General features: G+C 58.6%; 20 protein-coding genes. 3 read left to right on the top strand and 17 right to left on the bottom strand.

All coding sequences use genetic code 11. The features are described 5' to 3' along the window. Positions 1-69: 69 nt before the first annotated feature. The 15 genes from KGFNPO_RS14255 to KGFNPO_RS14185 form a co-directional block, all read right to left on the bottom strand. Positions 70-465 carry a DUF3325 domain-containing protein gene (locus KGFNPO_RS14255; RefSeq protein WP_472631894.1) on the bottom strand — a complete coding sequence of 132 codons (396 nt, stop codon included), beginning with the start codon at positions 463-465 and terminating at the stop codon, positions 70-72. Next, positions 458-2,041: a PepSY-associated TM helix domain-containing protein gene (locus KGFNPO_RS14250; protein WP_472631893.1), complete on the bottom strand. Its 1,584-nt coding sequence runs from the start codon at positions 2,039-2,041 to the stop codon at positions 458-460. Before KGFNPO_RS14250 ends, KGFNPO_RS14255 begins: the two co-directional genes overlap by 8 nt. 10 nt (positions 2,042-2,051) lie before the next feature. After that, positions 2,052-2,366: an iron uptake protein gene (locus KGFNPO_RS14245; protein WP_472631892.1), complete on the bottom strand. Its 315-nt coding sequence runs from the start codon at positions 2,364-2,366 to the stop codon at positions 2,052-2,054. A 20-nt stretch (positions 2,367-2,386) separates the two neighbouring features. Beyond that, the gene (locus tag KGFNPO_RS14240; protein WP_472631891.1) at positions 2,387-4,528 is read right to left on the bottom strand and encodes a TonB-dependent receptor; all 2,142 of its coding nucleotides are present in this window, start codon (positions 4,526-4,528) and stop codon (positions 2,387-2,389) included. Between the two features lie 206 nt (positions 4,529-4,734). Further along, a complete protein-coding gene (locus tag KGFNPO_RS14235; RefSeq protein ID WP_472631890.1) occupies positions 4,735-5,340 on the bottom strand; it encodes a PepSY-associated TM helix domain-containing protein in 606 nt (201 codons plus the stop codon). A 128-nt stretch (positions 5,341-5,468) separates the two neighbouring features. Then, complete coding sequence (locus tag KGFNPO_RS14230; RefSeq protein ID WP_472631889.1) at positions 5,469-6,149, bottom strand: Fe2+-dependent dioxygenase; 681 nt, start codon at positions 6,147-6,149, stop codon at positions 5,469-5,471. 75 nt (positions 6,150-6,224) lie between these two features. Then, positions 6,225-8,456, bottom strand: coding sequence for a TonB-dependent receptor (locus KGFNPO_RS14225; RefSeq protein ID WP_472631888.1), 2,232 nt, complete (start codon positions 8,454-8,456; stop codon positions 6,225-6,227). A 134-nt stretch (positions 8,457-8,590) separates the two neighbouring features. Beyond that, a complete protein-coding gene (locus KGFNPO_RS14220) occupies positions 8,591-9,007 on the bottom strand; it encodes an ExbD/TolR family protein (protein ID WP_472631887.1) in 417 nt (138 codons plus the stop codon). Continuing rightward, on the bottom strand, positions 9,007-9,735 hold the full coding sequence (locus KGFNPO_RS14215) for a MotA/TolQ/ExbB proton channel family protein (protein WP_472631886.1): 729 nt from the start codon (positions 9,733-9,735) through the stop codon (positions 9,007-9,009). The genes KGFNPO_RS14220 and KGFNPO_RS14215 overlap by 1 nt, the downstream gene beginning before the upstream one ends. A 45-nt stretch (positions 9,736-9,780) precedes the next feature. Further along, positions 9,781-10,452, bottom strand: a complete 672-nt coding sequence (locus KGFNPO_RS14210; RefSeq protein ID WP_472631885.1) for an energy transducer TonB — start codon at positions 10,450-10,452, stop codon at positions 9,781-9,783. Positions 10,453-10,470: 18 nt separating this feature from the next. Further along, on the bottom strand, positions 10,471-10,689 hold the full coding sequence (locus KGFNPO_RS14205) for a (2Fe-2S)-binding protein (RefSeq protein ID WP_472631884.1): 219 nt from the start codon (positions 10,687-10,689) through the stop codon (positions 10,471-10,473). Between the two features lie 67 nt (positions 10,690-10,756). After that, on the bottom strand, positions 10,757-11,065 hold the full coding sequence (locus KGFNPO_RS14200) for a hypothetical protein (protein WP_472634493.1): 309 nt from the start codon (positions 11,063-11,065) through the stop codon (positions 10,757-10,759). Positions 11,066-11,156: 91 nt separating this feature from the next. Then, on the bottom strand, positions 11,157-11,306 hold the full coding sequence (hemP, locus tag KGFNPO_RS14195; RefSeq protein ID WP_472634492.1) for a hemin uptake protein HemP: 150 nt from the start codon (positions 11,304-11,306) through the stop codon (positions 11,157-11,159). 435 nt (positions 11,307-11,741) lie between these two features. Next, a complete protein-coding gene (gene mnmA / locus KGFNPO_RS14190; RefSeq protein WP_472631883.1) occupies positions 11,742-12,857 on the bottom strand; it encodes a tRNA 2-thiouridine(34) synthase MnmA in 1,116 nt (371 codons plus the stop codon). Further along, a complete protein-coding gene (locus tag KGFNPO_RS14185) occupies positions 12,850-13,335 on the bottom strand; it encodes an NUDIX hydrolase (RefSeq protein ID WP_472631882.1) in 486 nt (161 codons plus the stop codon). The genes mnmA and KGFNPO_RS14185 overlap by 8 nt, the downstream gene beginning before the upstream one ends. A gap of 197 nt (positions 13,336-13,532) precedes the next feature. Between KGFNPO_RS14185 and KGFNPO_RS14180 the strand changes: the two genes are divergently transcribed. From KGFNPO_RS14180 to KGFNPO_RS14170, 3 genes are read left to right on the top strand one after another with little or no spacing between them, the layout of a single operon-like run. Next, positions 13,533-14,648 (top strand): Re/Si-specific NAD(P)(+) transhydrogenase subunit alpha, encoded by a 1,116-nt coding sequence (locus tag KGFNPO_RS14180; protein WP_472631881.1) that lies wholly within the window; start codon positions 13,533-13,535, stop codon positions 14,646-14,648. Positions 14,649-14,660: 12 nt separating this feature from the next. Continuing rightward, positions 14,661-14,984, top strand: coding sequence for an NAD(P) transhydrogenase subunit alpha part 2 (locus tag KGFNPO_RS14175; RefSeq protein WP_472631880.1), 324 nt, complete (start codon positions 14,661-14,663; stop codon positions 14,982-14,984). Further along, entirely contained in the window at positions 14,984-16,432 is a 1,449-nt protein-coding gene (locus KGFNPO_RS14170; RefSeq protein WP_472631879.1) for an NAD(P)(+) transhydrogenase (Re/Si-specific) subunit beta, read from the top strand. Before KGFNPO_RS14175 ends, KGFNPO_RS14170 begins: the two co-directional genes overlap by 1 nt. Before the next feature lie 241 nt (positions 16,433-16,673). Here the strand turns inward: KGFNPO_RS14170 and KGFNPO_RS14165 are convergent, their stop codons facing one another. Beyond that, positions 16,674-17,819, bottom strand: a complete 1,146-nt coding sequence (locus KGFNPO_RS14165; RefSeq protein ID WP_472631878.1) for an FAD-dependent monooxygenase — start codon at positions 17,817-17,819, stop codon at positions 16,674-16,676. Then, a complete protein-coding gene (locus KGFNPO_RS14160) occupies positions 17,819-19,168 on the bottom strand; it encodes an aminopeptidase P N-terminal domain-containing protein (RefSeq protein WP_472631877.1) in 1,350 nt (449 codons plus the stop codon). The genes KGFNPO_RS14165 and KGFNPO_RS14160 overlap by 1 nt, the downstream gene beginning before the upstream one ends. Between the last annotated feature and the right edge of the window lie 86 nt (positions 19,169-19,254).

Raw genomic sequence — 19,254 nt, 5'->3', positions numbered from 1 at the left:
AAATTTTTGGCTGGCTGGTATCTCAAAAAGACTTTTGGCTGGCTATCGGATGAAATGAAAATCGTGTTGTTAACAGAGCGGAAAATCCCCGGCATTGGCAAGGTTTTCCGATAGGCTAGTCAGTGAAATCTGCCCCCGCCCACGCAGAGCACACCTTGCGACGCCACGCAGCCATTGCGGCTTCCAGGCCAGCGTGAATGCCACCGCCATCGCGCAGACGCCCAGCAGCAGCACCCACAACAGGGCGCCGAAGCTCGGGCCATGGCCAAACAGGCACAGCGCGCAACCGAGCGCAAGGCCGGTGCCGGCAAAGCAGCGCCAGCGCCGCAACGCCGCCGCAGACGGATGCGGCAGCTCCAGGCTGCGGGTGACGCCGGACCAATGCTGCTCTTGTGCCAGGGCCAGTAACGCGAAGGCAAAATAGGTGACGACAAACGCAGCGGCCGTCAGCAAAGCATCAGCCATGCTTGCGCTCCCCGCGGACCGGGACGGATGGTCCGGTTGGCGCGGCAAATTCACGCGCAAGCTGCCCCTGTCCCAGCCGGCGTGCCGCCGCCACCGCAAGCATGGCAGCCGCTAGCAGCATCAGATCCATGCCGGCCACTGCCCAGCGCCGTGTCACGAGCGCATGCGCGATATGGTCGCCGGTGGTAAGCCAGTTCAGCAGCACGGCCAGCACCGACAGCCCGGCAATCATCCATGCCTGCTCGCGCCAGGCCCGGCCAGGCCGCAACCAGGCATGCGCAAAGGCGGCGATCCACATCAGGTAGAAGGCCCATATTTCGAGCCCGGCACGCTCCACGCCGCCGAACGAGATAGGCAATGGCAGCAGCCTGTTGGCGATGAAGAAGGTCAGCGTGGCAATCATGATGCCGGTGACGCTGCCGATCGTCAGTCCTTCCACCAGTCGCACGCCGGCCAGTCCCTTCTTCGCGTGCTGCGCGCGCCGCGTCTCCAGCCAGAAAATAAACCCGGTGGCGATCATCACGCAGCCGGATAAGCCTGCGAGAAAATACAGCCAGCGCAGCGCCCAGTGCTCGAACTGAATGAAATGCAGGCCCGAGATGAAACGCTGCACCGTCATCACTGGTGCCGCCTCGAAGTGATGCAAAACCTTTCCGCTCGCCGCATCGAAGGTGATCTGATCCAGGTTCATCGTGATGTCGCAGGCGTAGGAACGGCGTAGCTCGACATAACTGTTGGCATCCCCCGGATGCCACACGCGCACGAAGTAGGGCTGCCCTCCCGCCCACTCGCGCTCGGCGCGTTCCGCCATCGCGTCCAGCGAAGCGAGCGTTCCCGGCGTGTTGGCTTTGGGCCGTGCGAAGCGGCCGTAGGCCTCGGTGCTGAAAGCCGCCTGGGCTTGCTTGCTGCTGCCGTATGCGCCCCAGTGCGCCTGTGGAAAGTAGAGCGTAATAAAGATGATCAGCCCGGAGAGCGTGATCGCGAAATGAAACGGCAGCCCGATCACTCCGGTAAGGTTGTGCAGATCCAGGGCGCTGCGCTGCAAGCGCTTGTTTGGCCGGAAAGTGAAGAACTGGACCAAGATCTTCTTGTGGATGATCACTCCGGAAACCAGCAGCACCAGCATCGTCATCGACGCCAGGCCCACCAGCCATTTGCCCAGATCCTGCCACTTCAGATGCAAGCCGTAGTGGAAAGGAAAAATGAAGCCGGTGCCGGCCTCGGTTCCCTGATCCGGGATGAATGCATACGTTTCCGGATCAAGCTGGCGGGCGATGACGGCCCCGCCGCTGTCCCGGTAGGAAAACCCCAGGGTCGGCACCCGTTCAGTCGGCAAATCGCCCCGCCATTGGCTCGCTTGCGCAGGAATCGTCGCAGTGACTGCGCGCGCGATGTGGTCGAGGGAAATGCTGTGCGTGCCCGGCGTCAGCCGCGTCCCCGGCTTCATCCAGCGGTCGATCTCGCGGTCGAACACACTTAGCGTCCCCATCCAGAAGATTGCAAAGAGCAGGCTGCCAAGCACCACTCCGGCCCAGGTGTGCAGCCAGACCATGGATTTTCCGAAACTGCGTTCCATGTTTGTACCTCTACTTCACAAAGTTCACAAAGTGCAACAGGACGGCCATGGCTATCGCGCCGGCCGCCAACGCCACCCACAGCCGCGCGACGCTCCGCACGCTGAAAGCCCACAACAGCAGCGTCAGATAAACGACCAAGCCCAGCATCGCCGCCAGCACCACCGCCTCGGATCGCGCCAGGCCCAGGCGGGCCATGACTGCGCCCGCCGCGGCGACCGTCAGCGCCGTCAGCGCGTAGCCGCCGAACACTGCGCCCAGCAGGCGCAGGAAGCGCAGGAAGCGGTCGAAGCGGTCGAACGGCAGCTTCCGGTCCCTGTCTTTCACGCTAGTGCTAACGTGCGAGGTCAAAAGCCGAGCGAGTAGCCCAGCGTGACCGTGCGCCCCCGTCCGGCGAAATAACGTTTGGGTTCGACCAGCGCGCTTTGCGAGTAATACGTGATGTAGTCCTTGTCGAACACGTTGGCGACTCCGAGGCGCAACTCGCCTTTCGGCAGCTTGTAATTCAAGGTGGCATCGACCAGCGTGTAACCCTTGAATTCTTTGGCTGGATCGTCGAAGGATTGATTGAACGCATGCTGTACCTGCACGAACGATGCCAGCTTCCCGGTCCAGTTTGCGGACCATGTTGTGATCACGCGATTGGGTGCGACGTTCAGGCCGTCGAGTTTGGCGTCCAGGCTGCCGTCGGCGTTGCTGTCATATCGGCCCTTGGTGTAAGCGTAGGAGAGCTTTGCCCGGTGCGCGGGGTTGAATCGATAGCCGAGGCTGGTCTCGACGCCTTGAATGCGGGTTTTTTCCCGCGACATCATGAATACGCCGTTGACCGGGACGATGCGAGTGCCGAAATCCGAATCCGACTTGAAGTAGCTGACTTCGAAATCGACCGGGCCTTTTCGGATGCGTGTGCCTGCCTCGACACTTCTGGTCAGGATCGGTTCGAGATTTCGCATGTTGCTGATGCTCTGCCCCGGCGTGTTGACTGAGCGCAGCGCGCGTCCGATGTCCGGCATGCCGAAGCCCTCGGAATAGCTGGTGAACAGGCTGACATCCCGGATCGGGCTGTAGACGATGCCGGCGTTGAGCAGCGCCTCATTGAACTTCACGGTGTCGCCTTCGACCAGTACGTTTTTGTTCGCCGCCAGCGTGCGGTAGCTGTTTACCTTCAGGTCGGCATTTTCCTTGTGCACGCCGCCATGCAAGGTGACGTTGTCGAGAAGTTGATATTCACCCTGTGCAAACAAGGAGAGGTTGCGGTATTCCGATTCGGGCACATAGGTTCGCCCGGTGCCGTACAAATCCTGTTTGCCCTTGTCGAACAGCGTATCAAAACCGGTTGTCAACTTCAGACGTCCGTTCAGAAGGTCCGATTTTGTCAGGCCGACCTTGCTGCCGTACTTGGATGCGACGGCCCGTGACTGATCATAGAGCGTGCCCACTGGCGCGATCGACGCATCCTGGAATGTTGGGGAAATATCCGCTCCGAATAGCCCTTCGAATTCCTGGTTGAACAGCAACGCCGACAATTCCATGCCAGCCAGGTTGAAGTGGTTGTAGCTGACGCTGGAGGTCAAAACCTCGTTCGAGGCCGGCGTGCCTTCGGGGTTGCCTTCGATGGAGGTGGAAGGAATCCCGAGTTGCCGATTGCCGGTGACCCCGATGTAGTTGGCCTTCGACTTGATGTCGTAGCGATTGACGGTGAATTGCAGGCGCTGGTTGTCGTCGATCCAGTAGCCGAGCTTGCCAAGAACGTCGTAGCTTCGGGAATCCATCAGATCGCCTTGCGTAGTGTCCGCCCCGATTGCTCTGCCTCCGCCATCCCGGTACAAACCCTGATTGTCATAGCCGATTGAAAACAGGTAATCCAGCTTGTCCTTGCGTCCATCCACGCGATAGGTAGTCTTGTAGCTCATTACATCGGAGCCCAGGTTCGACGTCGGCATCGTGGCCTGCACATCAATATGCTGGTTGAACGATCCTTTGGCGGGTTGCTTTGTGATGATGTTGATCGTGCCGCCGGTGGCGCCCAGGCCATTGATGGCGTTGGCGCCCTGAATCACCTCGATGCGCTCCACCATGGCGAAATCGATGGTGTGCGCCTCCCGGCCGGTAGGGCGCATCGGGTTCGATTGCGGCACGCCGTCGATCAATATCAAAGGGGTGCGTCCGCGCAGCGTTTCACCGGAACCGTTCATCTTGCCGCGACTGGGCGTATAGGAAGGAAGAATGCTGCTCAAGAGGTCCGACGAGTTGTTCGAAATGGCCAGCTGCCGTTCAATTTCTTCCTTCTCGATGATGACCACCGTTTGCGGCGCCTTGTCGGCCTCGATGTTCGATCGGGACGCTGAAACGACCACGGGCGGCATGAGCGTGTCTTGCGCGCCGGAATCCGGGGCTATGTCCTGGGCTGTGTTCTGGGCTTGCGATTGCTGCGCTGACAGCGCCGCTACGGTCACCATCAGCGCCAGTGGGGTTTTTTTGAATGCCATGATTTGTGTGCTTAGTTAGGTGGCTGGCTGGTGCATCGGAAAGACACATGGCTGGCTATTGGATGAGGTAAAAACGGGTAAAAACGGTGATGCGAATAGGTGATTCCATTTCTAAATCAAACGTGCACTTTGCCGGCTTCGCGTTCACGATTGATTTAGAAACGGAATTACGGGATGGGATGGGCGATCTCGAACGCCGTTGCGATTTACATTGCCTGTACCGCAAAAACGATCATGAGAGTGAGCGCCGTCAAGCCGATGGCGGTGCCGATCAGGCGCCGGCGATTGAGTTGCGACCATAATAAAACGCCGGTCAGCGACAACAGGATAATGCTGCCCGCCAGCGTATCGGCCAGCAATATCCAGCCGACGCCAACGCCGGCGCCTTTATGCAAATTGTTCAATATGCCGAACACATTGTGGTCGTTGCGCTTGACGGTGACGAAGTTGTTGCCTACCCAGTATTCCGCCTGCACGTTGGCCTGCGAAGAACTGAAGGTGACCGTCCAATGCTCCGGTTGCTGCAGCGATCTGTCGCCCCATGCCACGGGGCGCGACGGTTCACGGCGCGTGCGGGTGGCAGTACGATCGAGAGCCAGTTCTTGTTGCAGCCAGTCAGCCATTTTTTTTACATTTACCGGTGCAGGATTCGGCAGTGGTAGCTGCAACATGGTTTCCTGAACTTGTGCGGCCGGTATTTTCATGATCGCCCGGTGGTTTAGCAGGATGCCTGTTCCACCGAATAACAGACCGAGCGCCGCGCCCCAGAGCCCGATCCAGCCATGCGTCTTGCGCAGCCATGTCAAAAACACGGACCGTCGCGAACGTGTCTTGTTTGGCGAAAGCGGCGGAGGTGGTAAATTTGGTAAAGGTGGAATTGCGCCGATATTAATCAGATTCTCCCGGATGGCGAGGTGCTGGCTGATGGGCAATGCCTTTGTCATGGCGCGCTCCACATGCGCAACAAGTTGTGATAACAGCCGGTGAGCTGCACGATTGCGCGTGCATCGACGGCGGTCTGGTTAAGACGCTGGATTGCGGTATCGATATCGAACAACATGGTGCGTTGCGCGTCATCGCGAATCAAGCTCTGGACCCAGAAGAACGACGCGATGCGCACGCCGCGTGTGACCAGGGAAACCCGATGCAGGCTGGTCGCCGGGTAGACGATCATGTGGCCAGCCGGCAATTTGACCGAATGCACGCCGTAGGTGTCTTCGATCAATAATTCGCCGCCATCATATTCGTCCGGATCGGCCAGGAATAGTGTGGCCGAAACATCGGTGCGGATTTTGCGTCCGCTGCCCGGAAGCAATCGCACTGCATTATCGATATGGTCGCCGAAATGCCGTCCGCCATCGTAACGGTTGAAGAGCGGCGGATAGACTTCAGACGGCAGCACGGCGCTGATGAAGTATGGATTGCGTTCCAGCGCGCCCAGAATCAGATCGCCCAACGCCCGTGCGGCGGGCGCGTCTTCCGGCAACTGCAAATTGTCCTTGACCCTGCTGCCCTGATAGCCGGCGGTGATGCGCCCATCGACCCACTCGACGGCGTTCAGTACAGCGCGGCAGTGCGCAATTTGTTCCGGGCTTAAAACATCGGGGATGGTGAGCAACATTGGATGAATCCTGGTGAATCGATTTTAAAATGAATGCGTCCCAAAGGGACGCAATCGGATAAAACGACTAATGCATCAGAAGCGATACGCCACCGTTACAAGCGCCGATCGACCTTTTACCGGGGTAGCCCTGCCACCGGACGCGGTTTCAAAATATTTTTCATCAGTCAGATTTTGCAGGTTCAAGCGGATGTCGTAACTCTTTTGTTTGTACGCTAGCGTTGCGTCATATCGGGTGTAGCCATCGACCAGCGCAGTTTCATAATTGTTCACGTATCGCTTGGAGGAATACACCACGCCGCCACCCGCTTCCCAGTTGCCGAGGAAGCTGTAGGTGCTCCACAGCGCCACGCTGTGACGCGGCGTATTTTGCAGCGTCTTGCCTTCGGCGCGGATGCCAAGATCGGCACCGGTTCCTGTGTCGCGTGATTTGAGAACTTTGCCATCGAGCAGCGTGTAGCCCGCCAATACTTGCCAGGCGGGCGTAATGCGCCCAACCACACCCAGTTCAACACCCTGGACGCGGACGTCGCCGTCCAGCGACACAATGCCCGTCAGCGCATCGGTGGTGCGCGCATTGGTTTTTTCGACATGGAATAGCGCCGTATTCAATGACAGGTTGCCGCCCAGGAAATCCAGTTTGGCGCCCACTTCAAACGAGCGATTTTTCTCCGGCGCTACATTGGCGGTTGTCGACGATTGTGTGACCGCTTCCGCCGAAGGGTTGAACGAAGTGCCGTAGGAGATGTAGTAAGACTGCACTTCGTTGGGCTGGTAGATCACCCCGGCGCGGTTGCTCAACATCGTATCGGTTTGGGGCGCAGAAAGCAGTGTGGTGTCAGCAGCAAATCCCGCGGGCAGCGCGAATTTCTGTAATGTCGTGCCAACCTTGTAGCGGTCCCAGCGCAGACCGCCCACCAACTTCCAGTGTTCGGTCAGGTCGATTTGATCGTTGAGGTAGGCCGCCAATGTGTCGGCGGTGGTTTCGACTGTGCGGCTAAGTGCCCGCGTACCTTGACGAGTACCGTTGACCGGGTTGCCGAGGTTGATCGGCGCATTGGTCGGGTTCCAGGCAAAGCGATCTTCATGATATTCATCACGGCCGATTTCAAGCCCGGTGGTCAGCGTATGCAATACCGAACCAGCCTGAATTTTGGCGATCAGATCAGTTTGATTGAAGAGAGATTTATCGTTCAGATGGCGGTCGCGATCCTGGCGCGGCGCATTGAGCAGCGATAACGGATCGCCGAATGTCGGTGTGCCGTCGCCGATGCGTGTGACGGCACTCAACGGCGACGGTGACGCGTCGATTGCATATTGGCTGTACTGGGTTTGGTTGCGCAAGGTGACATTCGGAGTGATTTTGTGCCGAATGGTGGCGTTGGCGACATTGACCGATTGATCGAAGGTGTCGTCGGTGTAACCGTAAAAGCGATTGGCCGGCGCATCGACCGGCTTGCGCACGGTGCCGACACCGTTGGTTGTCACGAATGGAAAGCCGTAATCGGGTATGTCGCTATTGCGCTGAAACAATCCCGATAGCGTCACTTCGGTCGGCGTGCCGATTCCAAAGCGCAATGACGGTGCGACGCCCCAATCCTTGTTGTGCACGACATCACGGGTGGATTGCGTGTCTTGCCCAAAGGCTTCGATGCGGAATGCCGAAGTTTCCGACAACGGACGATTCAGACCCACTGCGGTGCGATAGGTATCGTCGGTGCCGACACTGACGCTGACTTCGCTGGATGCTGCCAAGTTGGGTTTTTTGCTGACTTGGTTAATCACGCCGCCGGTAGAACCGCGGCCGAACAGCATGGAGGACGGCCCTTTCAATACTTCGACCGCCTCAATCGAGAAAGTGTCGCGCGTGTATTGGCCGCGATCCCGGAAACCATCAAGAAAAACATCGGTGCGCGCCGAGAAGCCGCGCAAGTTGATGTTGTCGCCAATCGCGCCGCCTTCACCGGCTGAAATCGTGATGCCGGGCACGTTGCGTAGCGCCTCGGCCATCGAGGTTGCTGCCTGCTCATTGAGTACTGCGCGGTTGATGACGGTAACCGATTGCGCAATGTCGCGCAGGAGCGTCGGCGTCTTGCCGCCTACTGTCGAGACACTCGGCGCGTAATCATCGTTGTTTTTATTGTCGCTGACGGTCACTTCCGGCAGTTGTTGAAGTTGTTCCGCATCGACCTTGGAATTGCTGGTGGGCGACGGTACGGGGCCGGGCGTTTGTGCGAAAGCAGGGTTGTAAAGTTGTTGCAATGCCAGCGCCACTAATAGCGCAGGGCGCGTTTTGATAAAAGCCATCATGCCTCCTTCTTGTGTAAAAGGTGGCTGGCTGGTGTGTCACGAAGGCACTTGGCTGGCTTCCATATATTTTGAAAATCAAGACTACATTTACGTCGCTTCAGTGCGACCGTTGCACTGAATATTGCTGTGGATTATTTGGCTTGCGGTTTCGTGATGAAGCCGATTTTGCTCAAGCCGCCGGATTGCGCCGCCGCCATCACTTGCGCTATTTTTTCGTACTGCGTGGTGCGTTCGGCGCGCAGATGCAACTCGGGCTGCGGCGTTTTTTGCGCTGCCGCGGCAATGCGAATGTGCAACTGACCGGGATTCACGATTTCGTTATTCCAATGCACCGTGCCCGCAGCATCGATCGCCAGATTGATGTTCTCCGGTTTGACCAGATCGGGCTGGTTGGTGGCGCGCGGCAGATCGATCTTGACGCTGTGGTTCATCACCGGAATCGTGATGATGAAGATGATCAGCAGCACCAGCATCACGTCCACCAGCGGCGTGGTGTTGATTTCCGGATTGAAGTCGTCGTCCGCGTCCGACAGGGAGCCGATCGCCATCATGCCTCCTTGAGCAGGTTCAGTTTGATGCCATTGTCGGCGTCGTTGGCCGGGCTGCCGGAGCGCGCACCGGTGACGAATAATGCGTGCAGATCAAAGCCGAACTTGTTCAATTTGGCGATGGTGGCCTTGTTGCCGCGCACCAGCGCGTTATAGCCGAAGGTGGCCGGGATCGCCACCGCCAGCCCGAGCGCGGTCATGATCAGCGCCTCGCCCACCGGGCCGGCCACCTTGTCGATGCTGGATTGCCCCGAGGTGCCGATGGCGACCAGCGCGTGATAAATACCCCATACCGTGCCGAACAGGCCGACGAACGGCGCAGTCGAGCCGACCGAAGCCATGACCGCCATGCCGGCTTGCAATTTGCCGGATGCCTCGTCGATGGCTTGCCGCAAGGAGAGCGTGACCCAGTCGCTCATTGACAACTGATCGTGCAGATGGCCCTTGTGTGCATTGTGATGCCGCATCGCTTCGACGCCACTCTGCGCGATGTCGGCGTAAGGATTGGCGCTGCCGAGCATGGCGACGCCTTCGGGCAAAGTGGTGGTGTCCCAGAATGCGTGTCCGGCAGCTTGCGCCGCGTGGCGGAAGCGCCATAGTTGCCATGCTTTGGTGACGATGACGTACCAGGATGCGATTGACATTGCGAGCAGCAGAAAGGCGACGCCTTTGGTGACGATATCGCCCTGGGTCCAGAGACTTTCCAATCCGTAGGGGCTGGCTTGCATAGTGTTTCCTTTTGGTAAGCGTTGATTGTTTAGTTATTCAATTATTTAATTATTCAATTGAAATTTGATCGGCACGATTGCGTACACGGCGACGGCCTGACCGTCATCGATATGCGGCCGGAACAACGCGCCCAGCACCGCTTGTCTGCCGGCCTCATCCAGCCGCGGGATGCCGGAAGATTTTTGCACTTCCACCCGTTCCGGATGCCCTTTGTCATTGATCAGCACGCGCAGGATGACCCGGCCTTCCTCGCCCATCCGGCGCGAGATTGGCGGATATTGCGGCTGCGGCGGCTGCAGGTATTCGACCCCGGATGAAATGGTTTTCGGTGGCGCCGGCGCGGCTGGTGCAGAGGGCGGCGCCGGGATCATTGGCGTCGCGACTTCCTCAGATGCCGGCGGGCCGGGTATTTGCGGTGCGGCAGTGATCGCTTGCGGCGACGGCGTGGTTTTGACGATGGGTGCCGGCCGCGGCGCGACTGATTTTTTCACGATGGGTACGGTTTTCGGCAGCGCTGCCGGTGGTTTCGGCGGAGTTGGTGCGGGCGGCTGGTCGGGCGTGATGAAGGAGGCGAACACTTCCGTTGTCGGCAGCGCTTGCATCGCCTGTTTCAGCAAGCCGCTTTGCAGCGCGTAAAAGAAACCGATATGCAGCAAAATGATCAGGCCGAGCGGTCCGATACGCCGGGCCTGCTGACGTATTGCTGTTGTTGCCATTGCGTGCATCCGATGTCCTTATGCAGCCAGCGCAAGCGCTTGAAAGACTAACGCTTGCGGCTGGTGGGCCGGGGCGCTCAGACATTCGCGCAGGATTTCTTTGGCGCAGCCATGGCATTTGCCGCAGCAGGTCGCGACGTCGAGTTCCTTGCGCAACGCGGACATCGAGGTCAGGCCGGAATTGACCGCTTGACGAATTTTGCGGTCGGAAACGTTGTTGCAGAGACAGACAATCATTGATGCACCTTTTGCATTTTCAGCGCGCTGGATAGCACCGGCCGGCTGTTTTCAGGTTCATGGAAATTCATGTGAAACGCGCTCCCAGCAACAATTTGCCGAGCCGTTTGAATTTATCCGGCCGCGGCAGCGTGCGCTCGACCACGGTTTCCCATTGTTCGGACAATTGCAGGCAAGTGGCGCGCAAGATTGGGGCCAGCTCAGGCAATGCGGCCAGCGCTTTCAGGTGCCGTTCTATGACGGCGGCCAGTTTGACGCAACCGCCGCCTGCGGTGTAGTGCGACATCAAGTGCAGCGTCGCCGCGACCAGCAACTCCGGTTGTGCGGGCGCAGCGTTCGGTTCGTATAGCGCGGAATTCAGTGTGTCGGTTGCCATCAAATTCTCCTTGCTTCGGTTGGTTTGGCTGGCTACCGGGTTGCGGTCGGCTGGCTGGCGTGGTGTTGCTTTGGTCATGCCTGTGCTGCGTTCAGGCGTTCAGAATCAGCTTGTTCAATTGCGTCAGGCGCAAGCGATAAATGCGGCCTTCATGCTCGATTTCGACTTCGCGCGCTTGCTGGAACAAGTCCTGGCTCTTGATGCGCACAATCGGCGTACACCCTGCATCTGCACTGCGCATTTTTTCGAGTCCGGAATTCTTCTGGTTTTGCACTGCACGGGTCATAACCTTGCCTTTATTAAATGAGAACAATTCGCATTTACATATGAATTATTATTCATTTAAAGAAGGTTGGCAAGCGCTTTTCCGGATTTTTGTGCGCGGGACAGGCGTGATCTGCGCAACCACAATAAGTGCGCTTTAGGTGGGGAATGACGTCAGGGGAGGGATGCGGCGGACATGGAATCATGCCCGCCGATGGCGTGTTTCTGAATACGGCGGCGGGTTAGGCTGGGTTAGACTAAACGGCGGTGTTTCAATATACCAATGCCTGTATTTTTATTATGCGCAATGTAATGATGCGGTAACAGTAGTGTTTTTCACTATACTCCACCTAAAATTTAGAGTAGCTATTATGGGCAGCAGATTGCGCGGCATGTTTTGCTGTTTTAAATTTTAGGTGGATTGATCGCCCTGAATCGAGGAGTCGATGATGCCGCCGCCCAGACAGATGTCGCCATCGTACAAGACCGCAGATTGCCCTGGCGTGACCGCCCATTGCGCCTGATCGAATTGCAGCGAAAACGCATCGGTACCGATACTCCCAAGAACGCAGCCAGTATCCGCTTGTCGGTAGCGCGTCTTGGCACAATACTGCCCCGGTTTCGGTGCGTTGCCGGCAATCCAGCTGGCCTGATCGGCTGATAGCGAGGACGACAGCAGCCACGGATGATCGTGCCCCTGCACCACATACAAGGTGTTATTGGCGATATCTTTGCGTGCCACATACCAGGCATCGCTGCTGCCATCGGCATTTTGGTGTGACTTGATGCCGCCGATGCCGATGCCCTTGCGCTGGCCCAGTGTGTAAAAGCTCAAGCCAACGTGCTGGCCCACTACTTCACCGTCCGGGGTTTTCATCGGGCCGTGTTGATACGATAAATATCGATTCAAAAATTCACGGAACGGGCGTTCACCGATGAAGCAGATACCGGTCGAATCCTTCTTTTTCGCGTTCGGCAAGCCGATCTGCTCGGCGATTTTGCGCACCTCGGTCTTGTGGATTTCACCGAGCGGAAATAACGTATTGGCCAGTTGCGCCTGATTCAGACGATGCAGGAAATAGCTTTGATCCTTGCTGGCGTCGAACGCTTTCAGCAATTGAAAACTGCCATTCAGTTCACGCACGCGGGCATAGTGACCGGTGGCAATATAATCTGCGCCCAGCTTCATCGCATGGTCGAGGAAGGCTTTGAACTTGATTTCGGCGTTGCACAGCACGTCCGGATTGGGCGTGCGGCCGGCCTGATATTCGCGCAAGAAGTCGGCAAACACCCGGTCCTTGTATTCGGCGGCGAAGTTGACGGCCTCGATATCGATGCCAATGACGTCGGCCACGCTGACCGCATCGATCCAGTCTTCGCGGGTTGAGCAATATTCGGAATCGTCATCGTCTTCCCAGTTCTTCATGAACAGACCGATGACTTCATAACCTTGCTCTTTTAGCAGCCAGGCGGAAACCGAGGAATCGACGCCGCCGGACAAACCAATCACCACTTTTTTCTTAGCCATGCGGCACCTCGAAAATCGAGGCGTGGGTGTGCAACAGCGACAGCGGAGCCCGAATGCCGGCCAGATAATCGTCCACGCACCGCAGCACCAGCGGGCTGCGGTGGGTGGCTTGGCAGGCGACGATTTCTTCGTATGTCATCCAGAGCGCCCGCAAAATGCCGGTATCGAGCGCTTGATCGTGTTGTTTGCCGACCGCGCCGGTAAACGTGAAGCGCAGATACGTTATGTCGCGATTGGTGCGCGCCGATACATAGCGCGACATGTACATGCCGATCAGCGCCGTGGGCGTGAAATCGTGCGCGGTTTCTTCCAGCGTCTCGCGCACCACCGCTTGTTCGAGCGATTCGAGCGGGTCCAGATGGCCGGCCGGCTGGTTGAAACGTATGCCGTCGCTGGTTTCTTCTTCCACCAGCAAAAAGCGGCCCTGCCGTTCGATCACAGCTGCGACCGTGACCGAGGGTTTCCAGATGTCAGTCATAATTTTCCTTGAGTGTGGCGGCATTTTACCGTGTGCGCCACGCTTGCTGTGCTGGTGGGATTGGATACTGGATTGCATTACTGACTATCGCGTCAGTTTTAACAAGTAGTATTGCCTTGCAACAAATAGAATTCGACGAGATGTTCTATTATTCTCGTGTAAGATTTCCGCAAGAATACAAAACCCACGGAGGAAACATGAAAATCGGCATCCCCGCCGAAACGCGCTCGGGAGAGACTCGCGTTGCTGCAACGCCGGAAACGGTCAAAAAACTGGTGGCCGCAAAGCACCAGGTCATTGTGCAATCCGGTGCCGGCATTACTGCCAGCATCATAGACGCAGCCTATCAGGCTGCCGGCGCTGAAATCGGCACCGCAGCTGATGCCTTCGGCTGCGCCCTAGTGCTGAAGGTGCGCGCACCCTCGGCAGAAGAACGCCCGCTGATCGCATCCGGCACCGTCGTGGTCGGCATGTTGAACCCCTTCGACGCCGACAATATCGCTGCGATGGCCGCCCACGGGTTGACTGCATTCGCACTGGAAGCCGCGCCGCGCATCACGCGCGCGCAATCGATGGATGTGCTGTCGTCGCAAGCCAATATCGCCGGCTACAAAGCCGTGTTGCTGGCCGCCAACACCTACGGCCGCTTCATGCCGATGCTGATGACCGCCGCCGGCACCGTGAAAGCTGCCCGCGTGCTGATCATGGGCGTCGGCGTGGCCGGTTTGCAGGCGATTGCCACCGCCAAACGCCTCGGCGCGATGATCGAAGCGTCCGACGTGCGCCCGCCAGTCAAAGAGCAGGTAGAGTCGCTCGGCGCCAAGTTCATCGACGTGCCATTCATCACCGATGAAGAACGCGAAATCGCCCAAGGCGTCGGCGGTTATGCCCGTTCGATGCCGGCCGACTGGATGCGGCGTCAGGCCGAGCTGGTGCATGAACGTGCCAAGCAAGCCGACATCATCATCACCACCGCGCTGATTCCGGGTCGCCGTGCGCCGATCTTGATCTCCGAAGAAACCGTCAAGGCAATGAAGCCGGGTTCGGTGATTGTCGATATGGCGGCCGAGCAGGGCGGCAATTGCCCGCTTTCGGTATCCGGAAAAATCATCAATCAATACGGCGTCCACATCATCGGCGACTCCAATCTGGCGACCCAGGTCCCGGCCGATGCTTCGGCGCTGTATGCGCGCAATGTGCTCGATTTTCTCAAGCTGATCATCGACACAGACGCCAATCTGACGCTCAACCGCGAAGACGAAATTGTCGCCGCGACACTGCTGTGCGCCGGCGGCGAGATCATTAAAAAATAATAAGGAGACATCATGGAAATTAGTCACACCGTAACCAATCTCATCATCTTTGTACTGGCGATTTACGTCGGTTATCACGTAGTCTGGACCGTCACGCCGGCGCTGCATACGCCGCTGATGGCCGTCACCAACGCCATTTCCGCCATCATCATCGTGGGCGCGATGCTGGCTGCCGGCCTGACCGAAGGCGTCGTCGGCCAGGTCATGGGTACGCTGGCCGTTGCATTGGCTGCGGTCAACGTATTCGGCGGCTTTCTGGTGACCCAGCGCATGCTGGAAATGTTCAAGAAAAAAGAGCCTAAAGCACGCCAGGACAGCACAGCGGAGGCCAAATAATGAGCATGAATCTCGTCACGATGCTGTATCTGATTGCATCGGTTTGCTTTATTCAGGCACTCAAAGGCTTGTCGCATCCATCGTCGGCCCGTCGCGGCAATGCGTTCGGCATGATCGGCATGGCGATTGCGGTGGTGACCACGATTGCGCTGATCGTCAAGCTCAAATCCGAAGCCTCCGGTGCCGGCATGGGCTACGGCCTGGTCATCCTCGGCGTGGTGGTCGGCGGCAGCATCGGCGCCATCCTGGCCAAGCGGGTCGAAATGACCCGGATGCCGGAATTAGTCGCTGCGATGCACTCGCTGATCGGTTTGGCGGCAGTCTGTATCGCGGTGGCCGCAGTGTCGGAACCGTGGGCTTTCAGTATCGTTGCCGGGCATGCGATTGCGATCCCGTTCGGTAACCGTCTGGAACTGTTCATCGGCACCTTCGTCGGCGCCATCACCTTCTCCGGTTCGATCATCGCTTTCGGTAAATTGTCGGGGAAATACAAGTTCCGCCTGTTTCAGGGCGCGCCGGTCAGCTTCAAGGGCCAGCATTTCCTGAACCTGATACTCGCCATTGCGATGCTCGGATTGGGATTGATTTTCTGCTTCGCTCCGGGCACTGTGCCGGCCTGGCTGCCGTTCATCCTGATGACGGCGATCGCGTTCGCGCTCGGTGTGCTGATCATCATCCCGATCGGCGGCGCCGACATGCCGGTGGTGGTGTCGATGCTCAACAGCTATTCCGGCTGGGCGGCTGCGGGTATCGGCTTCTCGCTGAACAATTCGATGCTGATCATTGCCGGCTCGCTGGTGGGTTCTTCCGGTGCGATCCTGTCCTACATCATGTGCAAGGCGATGAACCGTTCTTTCTTCAACGTGCTTCTGGGTGGTTTCGGTGGCGCTGTTGCGGTCGCAGCCACTGGTGGCGCGCAGCAGCGTCCGGTCAAATCCGGCTCGGCCGACGATGCCGCTTTCCTGATGGGCAATGCCGAAACCGTCGTCATCGTGCCGGGCTACGGCCTGGCAGTGGCGCGAGCCCAGCATGCGCTGATGGAACTGGCCGAAAAGCTGACGGAAAAGGGCGTCACCGTGAAGTTCGCGATCCATCCGGTGGCCGGCCGCATGCCGGGCCACATGAACGTGTTGCTGGCCGAAGCCGAAGTGCCGTACGACCAGGTGTTCGAGATGGACGATATCAACGGTGAATTCAGTCAGACCGATGTAGTGCTTGTTCTGGGCGCTAACGATGTGGTCAATCCGGCCGCGAAAGATCCGAAATCGTCGATTGCCGGCATGCCGATTCTGGAAGTCTATAAAGCCAAAACCGTGATCGTCAACAAGCGTTCGATGGCCTCCGGCTATGCCGGGCTGGACAATGAATTGTTTTACATGGACAAGACCATGATGGTGTTTGGCGACGCCAAAAAGGTCATCGAGGATATGACCAAAGCCATCGAGTAAGTTGGCAAGTAAGCCATTTCTGCGCCGTCAATAGCGGCGTTGGCGGCAAGTTTGAAAAAGCCACATCGGGTATTGCACCCCGATGCGGCTTTTTTTTTATAGCTGATGGTTTTTGTAGGAGCGCACCCGGGCGCGACAGACGGCTGCAGTCTGGCGACTGCTTCGCGCCCGGGTGCGCTCCTACAATAGTTCTCTCAATCTGGCGATATTCATGCAATGTCCGAGCCAAATCAGACAACCCCTAACGCCGGCCAAACAGCATCTGTTGCGCCAGCAGGCGTTTGACCGGTTTGCCGGCATCGACCAGGCCGAGCGAAAGTCCGAGCAGCGCCTGCGCCGGCGTGCCATCGGCGCTGCTGGCGAAGATGCGCGCCAGCGTATCGGTCAGGCGAATGGTCGTGCTGCGGTCGGTTTGGCGCTCTGTCTGAAACTCGGCCAGGCCAGTTGGCAGCGGCCGTTTGGCCAACAGCCGCGCCAGCACAGCGGCGTCGCGCAAACCGAGGTTAAGCCCCTGTCCAGCCACCGGATGTAGAGTTTGGGCGGCATTGCCGATGGTGACGGTACGTGCGGTTATGGCCGGTTGTGCATTCAATCCCAGCGGATACGAAAGTCGCGCGCTGCTGCTGCGAAACGCGCCCAGACGGTTGCCGAACGCCTGTTGCAGAGCAGCCAGAAATGCATTGTCGTCCAGTTGCAGCAGCTGTTCGGCGCTGGCAGGACGGCAGCACCAGACCAGCGCATAACCGTCGTCTTGCGGCAACAGCGCCAGCGGGCCTTCTGCAGTGAAGCGTTCGAACGCCCGTTGCGCAATCGGCGCGCTGCATGTGATATGGGCAATCAGCCCGACTTGGTCGTAGTCGTGATGCAGCGATTTCACCGTTTGCTCGGAAAACACGCCGCCCTCGGCCTGCGCCACCAGTTGGGCGCGGATCGAACGCTGACCGTCGGCGTCTTCCAGTTGCAGCGTCACGCCGTCATCCTGCTCGGACAGTGCGCGCAAATGCGCCGGCCGCAGCATCCGGATGCCGGCTTGCGCGGCGCTGGCATGCAGCGCCGCCACAATCGCGCCGTAGCGCGTGACGTAGCCGAGCGCCGGCAAGCGGTATTCGGCGCAATCGATCAGGGCGCGGCCGAAATGACCGCGGCGCGAGACGTGGATTTGTTCGATTGCGGTAGCGGCAATCGGCCAGGCATCGGCCCGTTCCAAAATTTGCCGGCTACCGTAAGACAGCGCGATGGAGCGCGGATCGTGTACGGTCTGTTCAACCGTCTTGGCATCGATCAAGACGATGCGCGCCGCTGCCACCCCGTGTTTGACCAGATGCAGCGCCAGCGTCAGTCCAACCGGCCCGGCGCCGCAAATGGCAATCTCGAAATCGGTTGGCATCACTGTTGCCGCATCACGGCTTCGATCTCGGCCACCGTCTTCGGCGCGTCCTTGCTGAGGATGTCGCAACCGGTCGCAGTCACCAGCGCATCGTCCTCGATGCGGATACCGATATTCCAGAATTCCGGCGGCACGCCATCGGCCGGTCGCACATAGATGCCGGGTTCGACCGTAGTCACCATGCCGGGCTGCAGGATGCGCCATGGTTTTTCCTGGTCTGCGGCGGTGGCTTCCGCTTTGGCGCGGTATTCGCCCACGTCATGCACGTCCATGCCCAGCCAGTGGCCGGTGCGGTGCATGTAAAACTGCCGGTAGTCACCGTTGGCGATGACGTCGTCAAGCGTGCCGACCTTATTGGCGTCCAGCAAGCCGGTGTCGAGCATGCCTTGCGCCAGCACGCGCACGGCGGCGTCGTGGCCGTCCATGAAGCGCCGCCCCGGGCGGGTTTCGGCAATGGCGGCGGTTTGCGATGCCAGCACGATTTCGTACAAGGCTTTTTGCGGGCCGGAAAAAATCCCGTTGACCGGGAAGGTGCGGGTGATGTCGGAGGCGTAACTATCGAGTTCGCAGCCGGCATCGATCAATACCAGGTCGCCGTCTTTCAGTGTGGCGTCGCTGGCGCGGTAATGCAGCACGCAAGCGTTGGCGCCGGTCGCCACAATCGAGCCGTAGGCTGGCGCTTGCGAACCCTGGCGGCGAAATTCATGCAGCAGTTCGGCTTCCAAGTGGTATTCGCGCAAGCTGGGGCGGGAGATCTGCATCGCGCGGCGGTGCGCTTCCGATGAGATTTCTGCGGCGCGGCGCATCAAACCGACCTCGCCGGCATCCTTGAACATGCGCATTTCATCCAGCAAGCTGCGCACATCATGGGCGCTGGTGGGCGCGGTTACGCCGGCGCGCGACTGCGCGCGTACGCCAGCCAGCCAGCCTTGCACTTGTGCATCCAACTTGACATCGCTGCCGAGCGCATAAAACAGCGCCGGCGCATCGGCCAGCAGCGTACTCATTTCGGCGTCGAGTGCAGCAATCGGATGCGCAGCGTCGAAGTCGAACGCAGTGCGCGCAGCTTCCGGCCCAAAGCGGTAGCCGTCCCAGATTTCGCGTTCCAGGTTTTTTTCACGGCAAAACAGGATGGTTTGCGGCTGCTTGCCCTGGATCGCGACCAGCACGATCACCGCTTCCGGCTCGGTAAAGCCGCTCAGGTAATAGAAGTAGCTGTCGTGCCGGTACGGATAATCGGCGTCGCGGTTGCGCATCACTTCCGGCGCGGTCGGGATGATGGCGACGCCGCCGCCTTTGGTCAGCATCTGGGCGATCAGGCTGGCGCGCCGGTTTGTATATGATTTCATGGGATTTTCTCTCTAGTTATCATCTGATACCCATTGTCCACGAAAGACACGAAAAGCTTCGTGACACGAATGATTTTCGTAAAAAT

This window comes from Gelidimonas diazotrophica (genome assembly GCF_055694025.1).
Note: the sequence above shows the minus strand (reverse complement) of the source record. Positions and strands in the feature narration are given on the sequence as shown.